General features: G+C 68.4%; 16 protein-coding genes. 10 read left to right on the top strand and 6 right to left on the bottom strand.

Annotation, left to right across the window (positions count from 1 at the left end; genetic code table 11):
- The first annotated feature begins 12 nt into the window (after positions 1-12).
- The 3 genes from pheT to Q0044_RS07805 all read left to right on the top strand — a co-directional run bounded on the left by pheT (position 13) and on the right by Q0044_RS07805 (position 3,731).
- Complete coding sequence (gene pheT / locus Q0044_RS07815) at positions 13-2,442, top strand: phenylalanine--tRNA ligase subunit beta (RefSeq protein WP_298161315.1); 2,430 nt, start codon at positions 13-15, stop codon at positions 2,440-2,442.
- 2 nt (positions 2,443-2,444) lie between these two features.
- Positions 2,445-2,978: a TIGR00645 family protein gene (locus Q0044_RS07810; protein WP_298161314.1), complete on the top strand. Its 534-nt coding sequence runs from the start codon at positions 2,445-2,447 to the stop codon at positions 2,976-2,978.
- Positions 2,979-3,116: 138 nt separating this feature from the next.
- Positions 3,117-3,731, top strand: coding sequence for a DUF1134 domain-containing protein (locus Q0044_RS07805; RefSeq protein WP_298161313.1), 615 nt, complete (start codon positions 3,117-3,119; stop codon positions 3,729-3,731).
- Between the two features lie 17 nt (positions 3,732-3,748).
- Here Q0044_RS07805 and hisN read toward each other — a convergent pair whose 3' ends face one another.
- A complete protein-coding gene (hisN, locus tag Q0044_RS07800; RefSeq protein WP_298161312.1) occupies positions 3,749-4,534 on the bottom strand; it encodes a histidinol-phosphatase in 786 nt (261 codons plus the stop codon).
- 102 nt (positions 4,535-4,636) lie between these two features.
- A complete protein-coding gene (locus tag Q0044_RS07795) occupies positions 4,637-5,023 on the bottom strand; it encodes a helix-turn-helix domain-containing protein (RefSeq protein WP_298161311.1) in 387 nt (128 codons plus the stop codon).
- 195 nt (positions 5,024-5,218) lie between these two features.
- Between Q0044_RS07795 and Q0044_RS07790 the strand changes: the two genes are divergently transcribed.
- Positions 5,219-5,473 (top strand): GlsB/YeaQ/YmgE family stress response membrane protein, encoded by a 255-nt coding sequence (locus Q0044_RS07790; protein WP_298161310.1) that lies wholly within the window; start codon positions 5,219-5,221, stop codon positions 5,471-5,473.
- A 70-nt stretch (positions 5,474-5,543) separates the two neighbouring features.
- On the opposite strand, the gene Q0044_RS07785 is transcribed toward Q0044_RS07790, so the two are convergent.
- Positions 5,544-6,023 (bottom strand): superoxide dismutase, encoded by a 480-nt coding sequence (locus tag Q0044_RS07785; protein WP_298161309.1) that lies wholly within the window; start codon positions 6,021-6,023, stop codon positions 5,544-5,546.
- A gap of 139 nt (positions 6,024-6,162) precedes the next feature.
- On the bottom strand, positions 6,163-7,149 hold the full coding sequence (locus tag Q0044_RS07780) for a 2-hydroxyacid dehydrogenase (protein WP_298161307.1): 987 nt from the start codon (positions 7,147-7,149) through the stop codon (positions 6,163-6,165).
- A gap of 62 nt (positions 7,150-7,211) precedes the next feature.
- Here Q0044_RS07780 and Q0044_RS07775 point away from each other — a divergent pair, with 62 nt between their 5' ends.
- The 5 genes from Q0044_RS07775 to dnaN all read left to right on the top strand — a co-directional run bounded on the left by Q0044_RS07775 (position 7,212) and on the right by dnaN (position 12,396).
- Positions 7,212-7,781 (top strand): SH3 domain-containing protein, encoded by a 570-nt coding sequence (locus Q0044_RS07775; RefSeq protein WP_298161306.1) that lies wholly within the window; start codon positions 7,212-7,214, stop codon positions 7,779-7,781.
- 496 nt (positions 7,782-8,277) lie between these two features.
- Positions 8,278-8,811 (top strand): 3-hydroxyacyl-[acyl-carrier-protein] dehydratase FabA, encoded by a 534-nt coding sequence (gene fabA, locus Q0044_RS07770; RefSeq protein ID WP_298161305.1) that lies wholly within the window; start codon positions 8,278-8,280, stop codon positions 8,809-8,811.
- A gap of 57 nt (positions 8,812-8,868) precedes the next feature.
- Positions 8,869-10,098, top strand: coding sequence for a beta-ketoacyl-ACP synthase I (gene fabB, locus Q0044_RS07765; RefSeq protein ID WP_298161304.1), 1,230 nt, complete (start codon positions 8,869-8,871; stop codon positions 10,096-10,098).
- Positions 10,099-10,351: 253 nt separating this feature from the next.
- Positions 10,352-11,149 carry an enoyl-ACP reductase FabI gene (locus tag Q0044_RS07760; RefSeq protein WP_298161363.1) on the top strand — a complete coding sequence of 266 codons (798 nt, stop codon included), beginning with the start codon at positions 10,352-10,354 and terminating at the stop codon, positions 11,147-11,149.
- Positions 11,150-11,277: 128 nt separating this feature from the next.
- A complete protein-coding gene (gene dnaN / locus Q0044_RS07755) occupies positions 11,278-12,396 on the top strand; it encodes a DNA polymerase III subunit beta (protein ID WP_298161303.1) in 1,119 nt (372 codons plus the stop codon).
- Positions 12,397-12,400: 4 nt separating this feature from the next.
- Here dnaN and Q0044_RS07750 read toward each other — a convergent pair whose 3' ends face one another.
- Positions 12,401-13,498, bottom strand: coding sequence for a lysozyme inhibitor LprI family protein (locus Q0044_RS07750; RefSeq protein ID WP_298161302.1), 1,098 nt, complete (start codon positions 13,496-13,498; stop codon positions 12,401-12,403).
- 86 nt (positions 13,499-13,584) lie between these two features.
- On the opposite strand from Q0044_RS07750, the gene recF reads away from it, so the two are divergent.
- Positions 13,585-14,754, top strand: a complete 1,170-nt coding sequence (gene recF / locus Q0044_RS07745; RefSeq protein ID WP_298161301.1) for a DNA replication/repair protein RecF — start codon at positions 13,585-13,587, stop codon at positions 14,752-14,754.
- On the opposite strand, the gene Q0044_RS07740 is transcribed toward recF, so the two are convergent.
- A complete protein-coding gene (locus Q0044_RS07740; RefSeq protein ID WP_298161300.1) occupies positions 14,751-15,974 on the bottom strand; it encodes a cation:proton antiporter domain-containing protein in 1,224 nt (407 codons plus the stop codon). The genes recF and Q0044_RS07740 overlap by 4 nt on opposite strands.
- Positions 15,975-16,113 lie beyond the last annotated feature (139 nt).

The following is a 16,113-nucleotide window of genomic DNA, read 5'->3' as shown; positions in this document are numbered from 1 at the left end:
AAGCCTGATCCCGTGAAATTCACCCTGTCCTGGCTCAAGGACCATCTGGAAACGGACGCCGACGTCCACGCCGTCGCCGAGGCCATGACCATGGCCGGGCTCGAGGTCGAGCATGTCGCGGACCCGACGGCAGCCCTGGCGCCGTTCACGGTCGCGAAGATCGTTTCGGCGGCCCGGCATCCGGACGCCGATCGCCTGCAGGTCTGCCAGGTCGAGACCGTCGACGGCATGAAGGAGATCGTCTGCGGCGCCCCGAACGCGCGCGCGGGCCTCACCACCATCTACGCCCCCATCGGCGCATACGTGCCGGGCCTCGGCGTCACCCTGGTCGAGAAGCCCGTGCGCGGCGTGGTTTCCAACGGCATGCTCTGCTCGGCCTCCGAACTGCAGCTGGCCGATGAATCCGACGGCATCCAGGAACTGCCACCGGAAATCCCGGTCGGCACGCCGGTCGCCAAGCTGTTCGGGGCCGAGCCGGTCATCGACTTCGAGGTCACCCCCAACCGCCCCGACTGGCTGGGCGTCGCCGGCATCGCCCGCGACCTGGCCGCCGCCGGACTCGGCAAGCTGAAACACTACGACATCGCCATGGTGAAGGGCGGCTTCGTTTCGCCGGTCTCGGTGCGTCTGGAGGCTCCGGAGATGTGTCCGGTCTTCGCCGGCCGGGTGATCCGCGGCGTGCAGAACGGCCCGTCCCCGGCCTGGCTCCAGACCCGGCTCCAGGCCATCGGCCTGCGCTCGATCAACCGTCTGGTCGACGTCACCAACCTGATCGCCTACGACCGCGCCCGCCCGCTGCACGTCTATGACTTGAACAGCCTGGTCGGTTCGGAGATCGTGGTCCGCCCCGGGCAGATCGCCTCCGGTACCGGCGAGCCCGAACATCTGCTCGCCCTGGACGGCAAGACCTACAGCGTCGACCCGACCATGTGCGTCGTCGCCGACGCGGGCGGCGAGCGCGCGATCGGCCTCGGCGGCGTCATGGGCGGCGAGTCGACCGGCTGTTCCAATGAAACGACCGACGTCTTCCTCGAATCCGCCTGGTTCGACCCCATCGTCACGGCCCAGACCGGTCGGTTGCTGACGATCAGTTCCGACGCCCAGTACCGGTTCGCGCGCGGCGTCGATCCGGCCTCGGTCGTCCCCGGCATCGAACTGGCCACCCGCCTGATCCTCGACCTGTGCGGCGGCGAGCCGTCGGAGATCGTCCTGGCCGGCGAGCACCCGGCCAACCCGCTGCCGTTCGCCTTCGACCCCGCCTATGTGAAACAGCTGTCGGGCATGGATCTGGAGGACGACCGGATCGGCACGATCCTCGGCCAGCTCGGCTTCCTCGTCCAGGCGGCCCCCGCCGGGTCTGACAAGCCCTGGATCGTGACCCCGCCGTCCTGGCGTCGCGACGTCGAGGGCAAGGCCGATCTGGTGGAGGAGGTGGCCCGCATCCACGGCTTCCAGCACCTGCCGAACACCCCTCTCCCGGACCAGGGCTCGCCGTCGAAGGGCGTCCTGAACCCGCGGCAGGCCCGCGTCCGCATTGCCCGTCGCGCCCTTGCGGCCCTGGGCTATGCCGAGGCCGTCACCTGGTCCTTCACGAAACAGTCGATCGCGGCCCTCTTCGGCGGCGGCGACGACCGTCTGGTGCTCGAGAACCCGATCGCTTCGGACCTCGACTGCATGCGGCCCTCGGCCCTGCCGAACCTGATCCAGGCCGCCGCCCGCAACGCCGCGCGTGGTCACGGCGACGTGGCCCTGTTCGAGATCGGCCCCATCTATCTCGGCGACCAGCCGAACGACCAGCGCACCGTCATCGCCGGCCTGATCTCCCCGCGCGCCGCCCGCCACTGGGCCGGTTCGGGCGACGACGCCCTGTTCGCTCTCAAGGCCGACCTGACCGCCGTTCTCGACGCCATCGGCGCCCCGACCGCCTCCCTGCAACTGGCCCAGGGCCAGAACCGCGACTGGTGGCACCCCGGCCGCTCGGCCCGCCTCCAGCTGGGTCCCAAGACCGTCGTCGCCGAGTTCGGCGCGGTCCATCCACGCGTGCTCAAGGCGCTGGACGCCGACGGCCCGATCCTGGCCTTCGAGATCGTTCTCGACGCCGTGCCGGAGCCCCGGTCGAAAGCCGGAACCACCAAGGCCCGCGGCAATGCCGACCTGCCCAACCTGATGCCCCTGACCCGCGACTTCGCCTTCGTGGTCGAGGACGACAAGCCGGCGGGCGACCTCGTCCGCGCCGTACAGGGTGCCGACAAGGCCCTGATCGCCGAGGTCCGGGTGTTCGACGTCTATCGCGGCGCCGGCGTGGCCGAGGGCTCGAAATCGGTGGCGCTTGAGGTCGTCCTCCAGCCCCGCGAAGCGACCTTGACCGAGGTCGAGATCGAGGCACTCTCAAGCCGGATTGTCACCGCCGCCGCAAAGGTCGGCGGGACGCTCCGGAGCTGACGATGCCCAAGCCTGAAATTGAGACCCGCTTCGAGCACGGATTGTTCGCCTCGCGCTGGCTGATGGCCCCGATGTACCTCGGGCTGGTGGTCTCGCTGGCCATGCTGACGATCGTGTTCGTACGCGAGCTGATCTACTATCTGCCGCAGGTCCTCGTCATGACTGCCGAGGAGTCGATCCTGGTCGTCCTGACGCTGATCGACCTGTCTCTGGCCGGCAATCTCCTGCTCATCGTCATGTTCTCGGGCTATGAGAATTTCGTCTCCAAGCTGGACATCGGAGACAATGTGGACCGCCCGTCCTGGATGGGCACGGTCGATTTCTCCGGCCTGAAGATGAAACTGATCGCCTCCATTGTGGCGATCTCGGGCATCCATCTGCTCAAACAATTCATGGAGATCGGCGCGCCCGGTGCCGAGGCGCCGTTCAACGAAAGCCATCTGTACTGGCTGGTGATCATCCACCTGACCTTTGTGATCTCCGGTGTGCTGCTGGCTCTCATGGACTGGCTGTCGGCCAGAACCGGCAAGCATTGACGCCGAAGCCAGCGAGACCGGCCGTGGCGAGGAAACCGTAAGGTCCCGTTAACCTTGCCGCCCCAAGGCTGACGCAAAGCCCGGCGACCCTGAGATCAGGTCCGGGGGAACGGGCCGCACCTCTTTCGGGACACCGCCATGCACCGCCGCCACCTGATCCAGACCGGTTTCGCCGCCGCCGCCACGACCGCGCTGGGCGCCTGCGCCTCCACGCCCCGCCAGCCGACGGAACCGAACTATCCGATCGCTTCGGACGCCAATGCCCAGGCCTATACGGCCGATGAACTGGTCGCCGCGGGCTCGCGCGAACTCGGCATCGCAGCCGAGGCCATGGGCGGCGCCATCGAACGCATCTTCCGCGACCAGGGCGACGCGCCCACCGCCTATATCGCGGGCGAGGAAGGCGCCGGCGCCGCCGTCATCGGCCTGCGCTACGGCCGGGGCGCCCTGCATATGAAGGACCACTCCGCCTCCCAGGAAGTCTTCTGGCAAGGTACCTCGATCGGCTGGGACATCGGCGGCAACGCCTCTCGCGTCTTCACCCTGGTCTATGGCCTCTATGCGCCTGACGCGATCTACCGCCGCTACCCGGGCGTCGAGGGCACGGCCTATCTGATCGGCGGCCTGGGCGTGAACTACCAGCGCGCCGACGGCATCGTCCTGGCGCCCGTCCGCACCGGCGTGGGCCTGCGCCTCGGCGCCAATGTCGGCACCATGGCCTACAGCCGCCAGCGCAACCTTCTGCCGTTCTAGGGGGTCGGAGGGGGCGGCTAGTTCGTTCCGCGCCGGAAGGCGACGAGCGCCTGTTCACGCACGCGGGGGTCGCCGACCGCGAGGATCCGGCCGTCCCCTGACACGGCCTCGCCGCGCCAGTTCGTGACCTCGCCGCCGGCGGCCTCGACGACCGGGATCAGGGCCGACCAGTCCCACAGCTTAAGGCCCGTCTCGGCGACCATGTCGATCCGGCCCATGGCCAGCATGGCGTAGGCATAGGCGTCGCAGCCGTACCGGGCCAGGCGCGCCGCGGCCATGACCTGGGTCCAGGCGCCCAGTTCCGGGCCCGTAAAGATTTCCGGCGCGGTCGTGGCGATGACGGCGTCGGTCAGTTTCTCGCATTCCCGGACCCTGATCGGCCGGGTCTCGCCCCGGCTCATCAGCACGGCGCCCGAAGGCCCGCCCAGGAACAGTTCGCCGATATAGGGCTGGGAGATGGCGCCGACGGTGGATCGTCCACCGGCCCTGAGTGCAATCAGGGTCGTCCACAACGGCAGGCCGGCGATGAAGGCGCGCGTCCCGTCGATGGGGTCCAGGATCCAGACGTGTTCTGCGTCCGGCCGGTCTTCTCCATACTCCTCGCCGATGACCCCGTGGTCGGGGTACCGGCTGGCGATCAGTCGCCGGATGGCGGCTTCCGCGCTCTTGTCCGCCTCGGTGACCGGGTCAAAGGCCCCCGGGCCCGCCTTGTTCTCCTCGGCGTAGTCGCCCCGGAAGAACGGCAGAGTCACCCTGGCGGCCTCGGCGGCCAGTTCGACGGCGAAGGATTCGTATTCGGTCATGGGGAGTGGCGAGTGGCGAGTGGCGAGCGGCGAGTCAAGCTCGTCCCGTCCGCCGCCCGCCTATCCCTCGTCACTCACCACTCGCCACTCGCCACTCGCCACTCAAGAAGCGACCGCTTCCCCCTCGGTGTGCAGCGACTTGGCCAGGTCCAGCAGGCGCCGGCGCGGACGCTCGCCCAGCTGGTAGTAGGCCTGGATCAGGTCGAGGGTTTCCTTGCGGGAGAACATCTCGCCGCCGTTGGCGCCGACCTGTTCCTTGCGCTCCATGGCCTCGGCCAGGCCGTCGTAGAAATAGCTGATCGGCGTTTCCAGGGCTTCGGCCAGCTGCCACAGGCGCGCGGCCGAGATGCGGTTGGCGCCGCACTCGTATTTCTGGATCTGCTGGAAGCGGATGCCGACCTGGATTGCCAGCTGTTGTTGCGTCAGCCCCAGCAGGCGACGACGACGGCGCAGACGGCGCCCCAGGTGAAGGTCGATATCGGTGGCCATTGCCCAGTCCCCTTGTTCTAGCGGGCTGTGCCAAAGCGGCACGGCTCGCCTGAACCGCCGCAACGACCATGCCGACTTCTCGTGACGGGCGAGCGATGGCGAACGCGGGTCGTGGAACTCTTCGCTCGCCGGGCCGCAACCTTGACCGGCGAGGCGCATTATTCAGCGCACCTAAGCCTTGGAAGGAATGAAAACATGGGTCTCGGAATCATCGGCTGGATCGTCATCGGCATCGTCGCCGGCTGGCTGGCTGAAAAAGTCATGGGTCGTAATCACGGCCTCGTCACCAACCTGATCGTCGGCGTCATCGGCGCCCTGCTCGGCGGCTTCATCGCCGGCAACCTGCTCGGCCTGGCGGTCGGCGGCTTCAACCTCGTGACACTGCTGGTCGCATTCGGCGGCGCCGTCCTGCTGCTGTTCCTGCTGGGTCTGGTCAAGCGTCGCGCCTGATCCGTCGCCTGCGGACAAAAGGAAGGGGCGGCCCGTCGGGCCGCCCCTTTTTCGTTCAGCCGTCAGCGCATCAGGTCCGGGGCGCGGGCGGGGTCGAACCGTCCGGCTCCGTCGGCGTGTCCGTCTTGGTTTCGGGTTCGCCCGGAACCGGGGCAGGGTTCGGGGTCGGGTCGCCCGGGGTCGGCGTCATGCCGTCGGTCGCGGGGGGAGCAGTCTCCTCGACGACGGGAGCGGTGTTGAATTCGGCCGAGCTCCAGCCGACCACCACGTCGGCGCCCTCCTGGGTCAGGCCGCCCAGCGGCACGCCGCGAAGGTCGCCGTCAGGGCCGCGTACGGTCAGTTCCTGTTCGCCGGCCGCGTTGCTTTGAACCCCTTCGAGGGTCCCGAGCACAGCGCCGTCCGAACCCTTCACGTTCGAACCCGGCTGAAGCTGGATCGAACCCTGGGCCTGCGCCTCGGCGGTCGCAGCGGGAGCGTCCTGGGCGAGGGCAGGGGCGGCGGTCAGAAGGGCGGCGGCGACGCCGGCCAGAAGAACGGTCTTGCGGATCATGGTTCTGTCGCTTGGTGACGCGGGACAAGAGCGCCCGCTGACCAGAAAACCCGCGCCGTTACCGATTGTTTCGACCGCCCCGGAATGACCCTGACCCCGCCGTCTTCGGCCAGATCACGCTGGATTCCGGCCACAGACTCTAGAGCATCGCGGGAATGACGCGATCCGGCGGTCGGTGCCCGTTCTGGAGGGTCATCACGTTCAGGATCACGCGGTCGCCCATGTCCTGACGCGCCTCCAGCGTCGCCGACCCCAGATGGGGCAACAGCACGACATTGGGCAGGCCGATCAGGCCGGGATGGATCGCCGGCTCGTTCTCGTAGACGTCCAGTCCGACGCCCGACAGCGCGCGCCGCGCCACCGCGTCCGACAGGGCCGCTTCGTCGATCAGTTCGCCCCGCGCCGTATTGATCAGGATCGCATGCGGCTGCAGCAGCCCCAGCCTCTGGGCCGACAGCAGGTGGTGGGTCTCCTTCGTCGCCGGACAGTTCAGCGAAATCACGTCCATCCGCGCCAGCATCTGGTCCAGATCGTCCCAGTAGGTCGCACCCAGCTCCTCGACGATCCGCTCCGAGACGGGCTTCCGGTTATGATAGTGGACCTGCATGCCGAAAGCCTTCGCGCGGCGGGCCAGGGCCTGGCCGATCCGGCCCATGCCGACGATGCCGAGGCGCTTGCCCCAAAGTTTGCGCCCGCACATCCAGGTCGGGGTCCAGCCCTCGAACTTGCCGGCGGCCACGACCTGGGCGCCCTCCACGATGCGGCGGCTGACGGCCAGGATCAGGCTCATGGCCAGGTCGGCGGTGTCCTCGGTCAGGACGCCAGGCGTATTGGTGACGATGATCTGGCGCGCGACGGCGGCGTCGATGTCGATGTGATCGACCCCGGCGCCGAAATTGGCGATCATCTTCAGCTGATCCCCGGCTCCGGCGATCAGGGCGGCATCGATCTCGTCGGTGATGGTGGGAACCAGGATATCGGCCCGCTGGACCGCGGCCTCCAGCGCCGCCCGATCCATCGGGATGTCCTTCAGATTCAGTTCGGCGTCGAACAGCTCCCGCATCCGCGTCTCGACTGCGTCGGGCAATCTTCTGGTTAAGACGACCTTAAGCCGGGGGTGGGACATGAGGACCTTGGATTATTCGGGGGCGGCGCATGGGCGGGCCCGCGTGGACGGGTCGTAAGCCGGTGTCTAGCAAGTCTCGCAGCCGCTTCCAAAGCCTCTCGCGTCGCATCGGCGGCGTCGCGGGTCTGCTCGGCCTCGCGGTGGTCGTCGGGGCAAGCGCCACCATGCCGGACGGCCGTCCCACCCCGACAGGGCTCGAGGTGCCGCGCTGGCTGACGCTGAAGTCCTCGGAAGTGCGCGCCCGCACCGGCCCGGGCCTCGACTACAACATCCTCTGGGAATACCGCGCCGCTGGCCTGCCGGTCCAGGTGATCGCCGAAACGCGCGAATGGCGAAAGATCTGCGACCCCGAAGGGTCGGTCGCCTGGGTCCACCGCAGCGTGGTCTCGGCCCGTCGGGGCGCCTTCAACGCCTCGGTCGAGGAAGTTCCGATCCGCACCGGCCGGTCCGAAGACGCGGCCGTAAAGGCCCGCTTCTCACCGCGCTCGGTGATTGCGCTGGACGACTGCAAGGACGGCTGGTGCGAGGTCCGCGCCCGCAAATTGAAGGGTTGGGTGGCGGAAGACTCCATCTTCGGCGCTGGAGACCGCGCCCTGTGCGAGGCCTCGCGTCAGGCCGGCGAGGCGCGCTGATTCTTCCCTTTCGCGTTGCAGACTTCCCTCACTTCCTTTCGTCATTCCGGGCGGAGCGCAGCGAAGACCCGGAACAGGGCGGCGCCGTAGCGCAGCGGAGGCGAAATGCGTCAGCGAACGCATGCGCGACAGGGTCGCGCTCTCGCGCGCCGCCTCGTTCCGGGTCTGCGAGGCTTCGCCTCTTCGCCCGGAATGACGAAAGAAGGACGATACCCATCAACACATCGCCCGAATTCTCTCTTGAATTCAATGCTCGCGGCGAAACCATGGCTTTATGTCAGGCCCCCTTCCAAACCGTGCGACACTGTCTCCGGTCTTTGACATCGCCGCCGAACCTCTCGCCTTCGACCTGGACTCTGTGGACTACCCGGACTCTGAATTCCGGAGTCTCGCGCTCCGGGCCCGCTTCGCTACAGCCAGGCTTGCCGGCCTCCCCGGTTGAGCCGCCCGCTCCCGTCGTGTAACCCCGGCGCAACACCACGGAGTCGCACCCGCCTTGACCACCTCGAAATATCCGTCGTCGTTCGACCATGCCGCCCTTCTGGCCTCGGGCCGGGGCGAGCTGTTCGGGCCGGGCAACGCCCAGTTGCCGGCCCCGCCGATGCTGATGTTCGACCGGATCACCGAGATCAACGGCGACGGCGGCGAACACGGCAAGGGCTATGTCGAGGCCGAGCTGGATATCCATCCGGACCTCTGGTTCTTCCAGTGCCACTTCATCGGCGACCCGGTCATGCCGGGCTGCCTGGGTCTGGACGCCATGTGGCAGCTGGTCGGCTTCTACCTCGGCTGGATCGGCGGACCTGGTCGCGGCCGGGCGCTCGGCGTCGGCGAGGTCAAGTTCACGGGCCAGGTCCAGCCGGATGTGAAGAAGGTCACCTACAAGATCACCCTGAAGCGGGTCATCAACCGTCGACTGGTCATGGGAATCGCCGACGGGGTTATGGAAGCCGACGGCGTCCCTATCTATACGGCCACGGACATGCGCGTCGGTCTGTTCCAGGCGGGTGAAGCCGCTACCGGCGCCTGACCACCACACAATAACCGCGGGCAACGCGGACAAGACTGACAAGAGAAGGAAACTCTTATGCGGCGTGTCGTCGTCACGGGTCTGGGCATCGTCTCCTCCATCGGCACGGGCCAGGAGGAGGTCACGGCCTCGCTGCGCAGTGCCCGGTCGGGCGTGGTCTCGGCCCCCGATCACATCAAATACGGCTTCCGTTCCCAGGTCTGGGCGCCGCCGTCCCTCGGCGCGACCGCCGAGGACTGGGCCCCGCTGGTCGACCGCCGTGCGGCGCGGTTCCTCGCCAACGGCACGGCCTGGGGGCATATCGCCTTCGAGGAGGCCCTGAAGGATTCCGGCCTGACCGCCGAAGAGATCAAGGACGACCGCATCGGCCTGATCGTGGGCGAGGGCGGCCCCTCGACCCAGGTCATTCTGCAGGCGGCCCAGACCACGATCGAGAAGGGCGCGCCCAAGCGGATCGGCCCGTTCGCCGTGCCCAAGGCCATGGCGTCCGGCCCCTCGGCGGTCCTGTCGACCTGGTTCGAGATGCGCGGCATCAACTATTCGATCTCATCGGCCTGCGCGACCAGCGTCCACTGCATCGGCGCGGGCGCCGAGCAGATCCAGTGGGGCAAGCAGGACGTGGTCTTCGCCGGCGGCTGCGAGGACATCGACTGGTCCATGTCGAACATGTTCGACGCCATGGGTGCCATGTCCTCGGACTTCAACGACACCCCCTCGGTGGCGTCCCGCGCCTATGACGCGGCCCGCGACGGCTTCGTCATCGCCGGCGGTGCCGGCATCGTGGTGCTGGAGGAATACGAGCGGGCGGTGGCGCGCGGCGCGAAGATCTATGGCGAGGTCGTGGGCTACGGCGCCAACGCCGACGGCTATGACATGGTCGCCCCCTCGGGCGAGGGCGCCCAGCGCTGCATGAAGATCGCCCTGGCCGAGGCCGGCAACCGCAAGATCGACTATCTGAACCCGCACGGCACCTCGACGCCGGTCGGAGATTCCAAGGAGATGGAGGCGATCCGGGCCGTCTTCGGGGCCGACATGCCGATGATCTCCTCGACCAAGTCGCTGACGGGCCACTCCCTCGGCGCCGCCGGGGCCCAGGAGGCGATCTACTCCTTGCTGATGCTCAAGAACGGCTTCGCCTCGGAAAGCGCCCATATCGAAAATCTGGATCCCCAGTTCGAGGGCATGCCGATCCTGCGCCAGCGCTGGGACGGCGAGCTGACCACCGTCATGTCCAACAGCTTCGGCTTCGGCGGCACCAACGGGACGGTGATCTTCTCGAAGGTCTGATTTCTTCCCTCTCCCGGAGGGAGAGGGCTTGAGGCTCGCAGAGCGATAGCGATGCGCCTTCAGCCGAAAGGGTGAGGGGTTCGGTGTGAACCGGTGAGGGCACAATCCCTCACCCTTTCGCGCAAGTCTGATCGCCTGCGGCTCTCAGGCGCTCAAGCCCTCTCCCGCTGGGAGAGGGTTCTCGTGGATCGGCCCCGCTGCTAACCCGGGCCAAAGAGGAGACTTTTCCATGGCCGGTGAATCCAGCTGGAACATGCCCGCAGGCGAACTCATGAAGGGCAAGAAGGGCCTGATCATGGGGGTCGCGAACGCCAACTCCATCGCCTGGGGCATCGCCTCCCAGCTGGCGGCCCAGGGCGCCGAACTGGCCTTCACCTACATGGGCGAGGGGCTCGAACGCCGCGTCCGGCCTCTGGCCGAGAGCGTCGGCGCGAAACTGCTGATCCAGGCCGACGTCACCGACGACGCCTCCATGGACGCCGCCTTTGAGGCTCTGGAGGCCGAGTTCGGCACGATCGACTTCGTCGTCCACTCCGTCGCCTTCGCCAACAAGGACGAGCTCAAGGGGTCGTTCATCGACAACACCAGCCGCGACAGTTTCCTGCTGGCCATGAACATCTCCTGCTTCAGCTTCGTCGACGTGGCCCGGCGGGCGTCGAAGATCATGCCGAACGGCGGGTCGATGATCACCATGACCTATCTCGGTTCCGAGCGGGCCATTCCCAACTACAACACCATGGGCGTGGCCAAGGCGGCGCTGGAGGCGGCGACCCGCTACATCGCCCGCGACCTGGGTCCGCGAGGCATCCGCGTCAACGCCATCTCGGCCGGGGCCATGCGCACCCTGAGCCTCGCCGGGATCTCCGGCGGCCGGGGCATGATCGCCCAGGGCCGCGCCCTGTCGGCGATGAAGGAAGACACCTCGATGGAAGGCGTCGCCGGCGCCGCCCTGTGGCTGTGCTCGGACCTCGGCTTCTCGACCACGGGCGAAGTCATCCACGTCGACGCGGGCTTCCACATGATGGGGCTTGCCGCTGAAGACGAAGGCTGAAGCCTTCTTGGCCTGGCGACGAGGAAGCCTGACCTCCCGGTTGCTAGCGGCGAGCATTCCTTTAGTGTCCGGAACCAAGCAAGTTTAGGCGACGGCTGATTCCTCCGCGCCCCGGGCCCCGAGACGACATGCAACTGACCATCGAACGTTCCGCGCTCCTGAAGGCCCTCGGCCATGTTCAGAGCGTGGTCGAGCGTCGGAACACCATTCCGATCCTGTCCAACGTCCTGCTGTCAGCGGGCCGCGACAAACTGAGCTTCGCCGCGACCGACCTCGACATGGAGATGGTCGACGAGGCCGATGCGACCGTCCAGGTCGAGGGCCAGATCACCGCGCCGGCCCACACCCTGTACGAAATCGTCCGCAAACTGCCGGACGGGGCCGAGGTCGCCCTGATCTACAACGGCGACGATCCCCGCCTGACGGTCCAGGCGGGCCGGTCGAAATTCAACCTGCCGGTCCTGCCGGCCGGCGACTTCCCGGTCATGTCGACCGAGAACTCGGGCGCCCGCTTCACCCTGATGAAGGAAGATCTGGCGCGTCTGATCGACAAGACCCGCTTCGCCGTCTCGACCGAAGAGACGCGCTACTATCTGAACGGCCTCTATCTGCACACGGTGGCCGAGGCGGGCATCCCGCTGCTGCGCGCCGTAGCGACCGACGGCCACCGTCTGGCCCTCGCCGAGACCCCGGCGCCGGAGGGCGCGGCGGGCGGTCCGGGCGTGATCGTGCCCCGCAAGACCATCGACCAGGTGCGTCGCCTGCTGGACGACGGCTCCGGCCCGGTCGAGATCCAGGTCTCGCCTCAGAAGATCCGCTTCGAATTCGGCCAGGCCTCCCTGACCTCCAAGGTCATCGACGGAGCCTTCCCCGACTACATGCGGGTCATCCCGAAGGGGAACGACAAACAGGCCGATATCGACAACGCCGTCTTCGCCTCGGCCGTCGACCGCGTCGCCACCATCTCGGCCGAGAAGAGCCGCTCGGTGAAACTGGCCTTCGAGCTGGACCGCGTCACCCTGACCGTCCGCAACATGGAGGCCGGCCAGGGCGTGGAAGAGGTCGAGATCGGCTATTCCGAAGCCCCGTTCGAGATCGGCTTCAACGCCCGCTACCTGCTCGACGTCGCCGGCCAGATCACCGGCGAGAACGCGACCTTCATGTTCGCCGACCCCGCGTCACCGACGTTGGTGCTCGATCCGGGCGACCCGGGCGTCCAGTATGTGCTGATGCCGCTGCGGGTCTGATCCCTCAGCGGCCCATCGTGGCCGCGCGGGTCTCGTACAGGGCTCTGATACAGGCGCTGGTCGTGCAGGCGTCGCGGCGACGGAGCCAGGCACGCTGCTCGTCGCGCAGGATCTCGGCCGGGCGACCGTCGATATTGTTCTGCATCCGGGCGTAGCGACGCGCCATCTGGACATCGAGATCGGCCAGGCCGGGATCGCTGCAGATCGAGCGCTCGGCGCTGTTCCTGGCCTGACGGCAGTCGAAACTCGGACGGGCCGTGGCGCGGACCGCACCGACGGAGGGGGCTGGATCGCGCACCCCTGGAGCCGGGACCGGGTTCGTCGAGGCCGGACGGCTGTTGAGGCTGGCCGTGGCTATGGACGGCGTCCGATGCGGAGCAGCAGGCGGGGCGGGACGCGCCGGGCTGAGGACAGTTGCGGGGGGCGAACTCGAGACGACACGGATCGGCTGGGTCCTGGGAGCCGGCTGCGATGGGCGGGGCGCGGGCTGGGCCACGACCTGGCGCGGTGCGACCGGCCGGGCCGGGGGCGACGGGACTGGAGCCGGCGTTCGGACGACGGCGGGCTGGGGCGCGGGGGGTGGTCCGACCTCGGGCGTGGCCTCGTCGACCGCAGGCTGGGCGGGACCATAGTCCGCCTGGAGCAGGACGGGCGGGGCAGGCGGTGGCGGAGGCCCGCCCAGCCAGCCGGCGATGGTGTCGCCGCCGCCGACCAGGGCCACCACCGTCCCGCGCCCGTCTGCCGACGGCTCGATCATGTAGCGGACGGGGTCGGAAAGCTCGGAGACCCCGTCGAGGGCGGCGCGGCGATGCTCGGGCACGGACAGGCGGGCGACGCCGCCGCAGACGGTGCGTTCGGCTGTGTAGTCGATCGATTCCAGCCGGGGCGTGTCCAGCGACATGGCGTAGCCGGCGTCGATTTCTCCGCCCCGCGCGGCGATCCGCGTCAGAAGGGCGTCGCGCAGACCGGTGCGGGCGCGGGCGCTCATACAGGCCTCAAGGCCCTGGGGCCGGCGTGCAGCGTTCGCGGCCTCACGGGCCATGACGGCGCCGACGCCGGCCATGGCGACCATCGCCGCTCCGATGATCAGAAGCTTGTTCATGACACGCGTCCCGACGCGACCCGTCCCACGGTCGGTCAAATGTGACCGTAATCCGGCGACTGTCCGGCGTAGCCATACGGAATCTGATGCGGCCGGGGCGGGCCGCCTGCTATGTCGGCGGCTTGATCCGCTCGCTGACCCTTACCGACTTCCGGTCCTACGCCACCGCCGCCGTGCCGCTTGGTGCGGGGGCCGTGGTGCTGCATGGGCCGAACGGGGCGGGGAAGACCAATCTGCTCGAGGCGCTGAGCCTGTTCACGCCCGGCAAGGGCCTGCGCGGCGCGACGGCACAGGAGATGGGACGCCGCGAGCCGGGCGAGGCCGGCGGGCGGGCCTGGGCCGTGGCCCTGACGCTGGACGGGACCGATGGCGACGAGATCCGGCTGGGGACCGGGGTTCAGGTCGCCGGGGCCGGGCGGCGGATGGTGCGGATCGACGGCGAGACGGCCCAGCCGGGGCGGCTGCTCGACTATCTGCGCCCCGTCTGGGCGACGCCGGAACAGGACCGCCTGTTCTCGGATGCCCGGGCCGAGCGGCTGAAGTTCTTCGACCGGCTGGTCTTCGCGGCCGACCCCGGCCATGCGGCGGCGGTCGCCGGATACGAAAAGGCGCTCCGCGAGCGGTTACGGCTGCTGATCGACGGCGCCGAGGGGAGGGAGGCCGATCCCCTGTGGCTCGATGCGCTGGAGGCGCGCCTGGCCGAGACCGGGGCGCGGGCGGCGACGGCGCGGGCGAAGGCCCTGACCGTTCTGCAGGCGGCCATTGATTCGCGCTCTGCACGCCCCTTTCCGCAGGCGGATCTGGCCCTCGTCGGGGAGACCGAGCGGCTGGCCGAGGACGGCGCCGATGAAGAGGCTTTGGCGGGCGCGATCCGCGAGGGGATGGCGCGGGCAAGAAACCGCGACGGGGCGGCGGGCCGGTCCCTGTTCGGGCCACATCGGGCCGATCTGACCGCCCTGCATCGCGAGAAGAACCGGCCGGCGGCGGAAGGGTCGTCCGGCGAACAGAAGGCCCTGGCCCTGAATCTGATCCTGGCCCAGGTCGGGCGGCTGTCGGGCGGCGGAGCCGAGCCGATCCTGCTGCTGGACGAGGCGCCCGCGCATCTCGACGCCGGTCGTCGCGCGGCCCTGTTCGACGAGATCACGGCCCTGGGACTGCAGGCCTTCATGACCGGGACGGAGGCGGCGCTGTTCGAGCCTCTGATCGGCCGGGCGACCTTCGTCCGGGTCGAGGGCGGGGCGCTGACGCCGGGCTAGGCTGTTGCCGGATTGGCCTCGCCTGCCTTGCGCGGGTTCGGCGGCTTGCCGCCGAGCCGGTCCATGATGACGAAGACCAACGGGTTCAGCGAGATCGACAGCAGGGCCCCGGCCAGGATCAGGTCATGGGTCTCCTGTCGCAGGGCGCCCAGCGAGACGCCGAGGGCGGCGAGGATGAAGGAAAACTCCCCGACCTGTGCGAGGCTGGCGCCGACGGTCAGGCCTGAGGCGCGGTCGAGGCCGAACATGTGGGTGATGGCCAGAGCCGCAATGGTCTTCCCGACGATGACGATACCCAGCACGCCGAGAACCGACAGGGGGCGTTCGACGAGGATCATCGGGTCGAACAACATGCCGACCGACACGAAGAACAGCACCGCGAAGGCGTCGCGCAACGGCAGCGATCGCTCCGCCGCATTGTGGCCCAGAGGCGTGCCGTTGAGCACCAGCCCGGCGAGGAAGGCGCCGAGCGCGAACGAATGGAACAGCTGATAGGCGATCCAGGCGATGCCCAGGGCGATGGCCAGAACGCCGAGGGTGAACAGCTCGCGCGACCGGGTGTGGGCAATCCGCACCAGGATCCAGGGCAGGACCTTGCCGCCGACGAACAGCATGGCGACGACGAACAGGATCACCTTCAGCAGGGTCCAGCCGATGCTGAGCGCCAGATCGGCCGCCTTGAAGGTCTCGCCCTCGGTGAGAATGATCATGGGCAGCATGACCAGGGCGATGACGATGACCAGGTCCTCGACGATCAGCCAACCCACGGCGATACGTCCGACCTCGCCCTTGTTCTGCCGACGCTCTTCCAGCGCCCGCATCAGGACGACCGTGGAGGCGACCGAAAGGGCGAACCCCATCAGCAGGCCTTCCATGTTCGACATGCCCATGGCGAACCGGCCCAGCAGCCAGCCCAGCGCCGTGGCCGAGACAATCTGTACGAGGGCACCGGGTATGGCGACCTTGCGCACCTTCATCAGATCGGCAGGCGAGAAATGCAGGCCGACGCCGAACATCAGGAGGATGACGCCGATCTCCGCCAGCTGGGGCGCGAGCATGGTGTCGGCGACGAACCCGGCCGTGTGAGGACCGACCGCGATGCCCGCCACCAGATAGCCCACGAGGGGCGATAGCTTCAGCCGGTTGGCCAGCATTCCGAACACGAAGGCCAGAACGAAGGCCCCTACGAGGGTGGAAATCAGGCTGTCGGCATGCGGCATCGGCGCTCCTCGGGCGTGACCGAGGGCGTCATGCCGTCGGACGATTCCGGAGGCTGATTCACGGCATCGATGGAATCACGAAGCGATTCCCCCTCAGCCGATCAGGCTCCGGACAGGGCTGGGGTGTCTTTCGATGGGT

Origin of the sequence: Brevundimonas sp. (assembly GCF_027484365.1) — a bacterium.
GTDB lineage: Bacteria > Pseudomonadota > Alphaproteobacteria > Caulobacterales > Caulobacteraceae > Brevundimonas.
This window is presented reverse-complemented; position numbering and strand designations above follow the sequence as displayed.

What these genes read in the sequence shown, in the direction of transcription:
- Q0044_RS07790 (WP_298161310.1), top strand. Translation starts at nt 5,219, where the DNA reads ATGGGTCTCGGAATCATCGGCTGGATCGTCATCGGCATCGTCGCCGGC.
- Q0044_RS07760 (WP_298161363.1), top strand. Translation starts at nt 10,352, where the DNA reads ATGCCCGCAGGCGAACTCATGAAGGGCAAGAAGGGCCTGATCATGGGG.
- fabB (WP_298161304.1), top strand. Translation starts at nt 8,869, where the DNA reads ATGCGGCGTGTCGTCGTCACGGGTCTGGGCATCGTCTCCTCCATCGGC.
- Q0044_RS07750 (WP_298161302.1), bottom strand. Translation starts at nt 13,498, where the DNA reads ATGAACAAGCTTCTGATCATCGGAGCGGCGATGGTCGCCATGGCCGGC.
- Q0044_RS07805 (WP_298161313.1), top strand. Translation starts at nt 3,117, where the DNA reads ATGCACCGCCGCCACCTGATCCAGACCGGTTTCGCCGCCGCCGCCACG.
- hisN (WP_298161312.1), bottom strand. Translation starts at nt 4,534, where the DNA reads ATGACCGAATACGAATCCTTCGCCGTCGAACTGGCCGCCGAGGCCGCC.
- Q0044_RS07740 (WP_298161300.1), bottom strand. Translation starts at nt 15,974, where the DNA reads ATGCCGCATGCCGACAGCCTGATTTCCACCCTCGTAGGGGCCTTCGTT.
- recF (WP_298161301.1), top strand. Translation starts at nt 13,585, where the DNA reads ATGCGGCCGGGGCGGGCCGCCTGCTATGTCGGCGGCTTGATCCGCTCG.
- Q0044_RS07785 (WP_298161309.1), bottom strand. Translation starts at nt 6,023, where the DNA reads ATGATCCGCAAGACCGTTCTTCTGGCCGGCGTCGCCGCCGCCCTTCTG.
- dnaN (WP_298161303.1), top strand. Translation starts at nt 11,278, where the DNA reads ATGCAACTGACCATCGAACGTTCCGCGCTCCTGAAGGCCCTCGGCCAT.
- Q0044_RS07810 (WP_298161314.1), top strand. Translation starts at nt 2,445, where the DNA reads ATGCCCAAGCCTGAAATTGAGACCCGCTTCGAGCACGGATTGTTCGCC.
- Q0044_RS07780 (WP_298161307.1), bottom strand. Translation starts at nt 7,149, where the DNA reads ATGTCCCACCCCCGGCTTAAGGTCGTCTTAACCAGAAGATTGCCCGAC.
- Q0044_RS07795 (WP_298161311.1), bottom strand. Translation starts at nt 5,023, where the DNA reads ATGGCCACCGATATCGACCTTCACCTGGGGCGCCGTCTGCGCCGTCGT.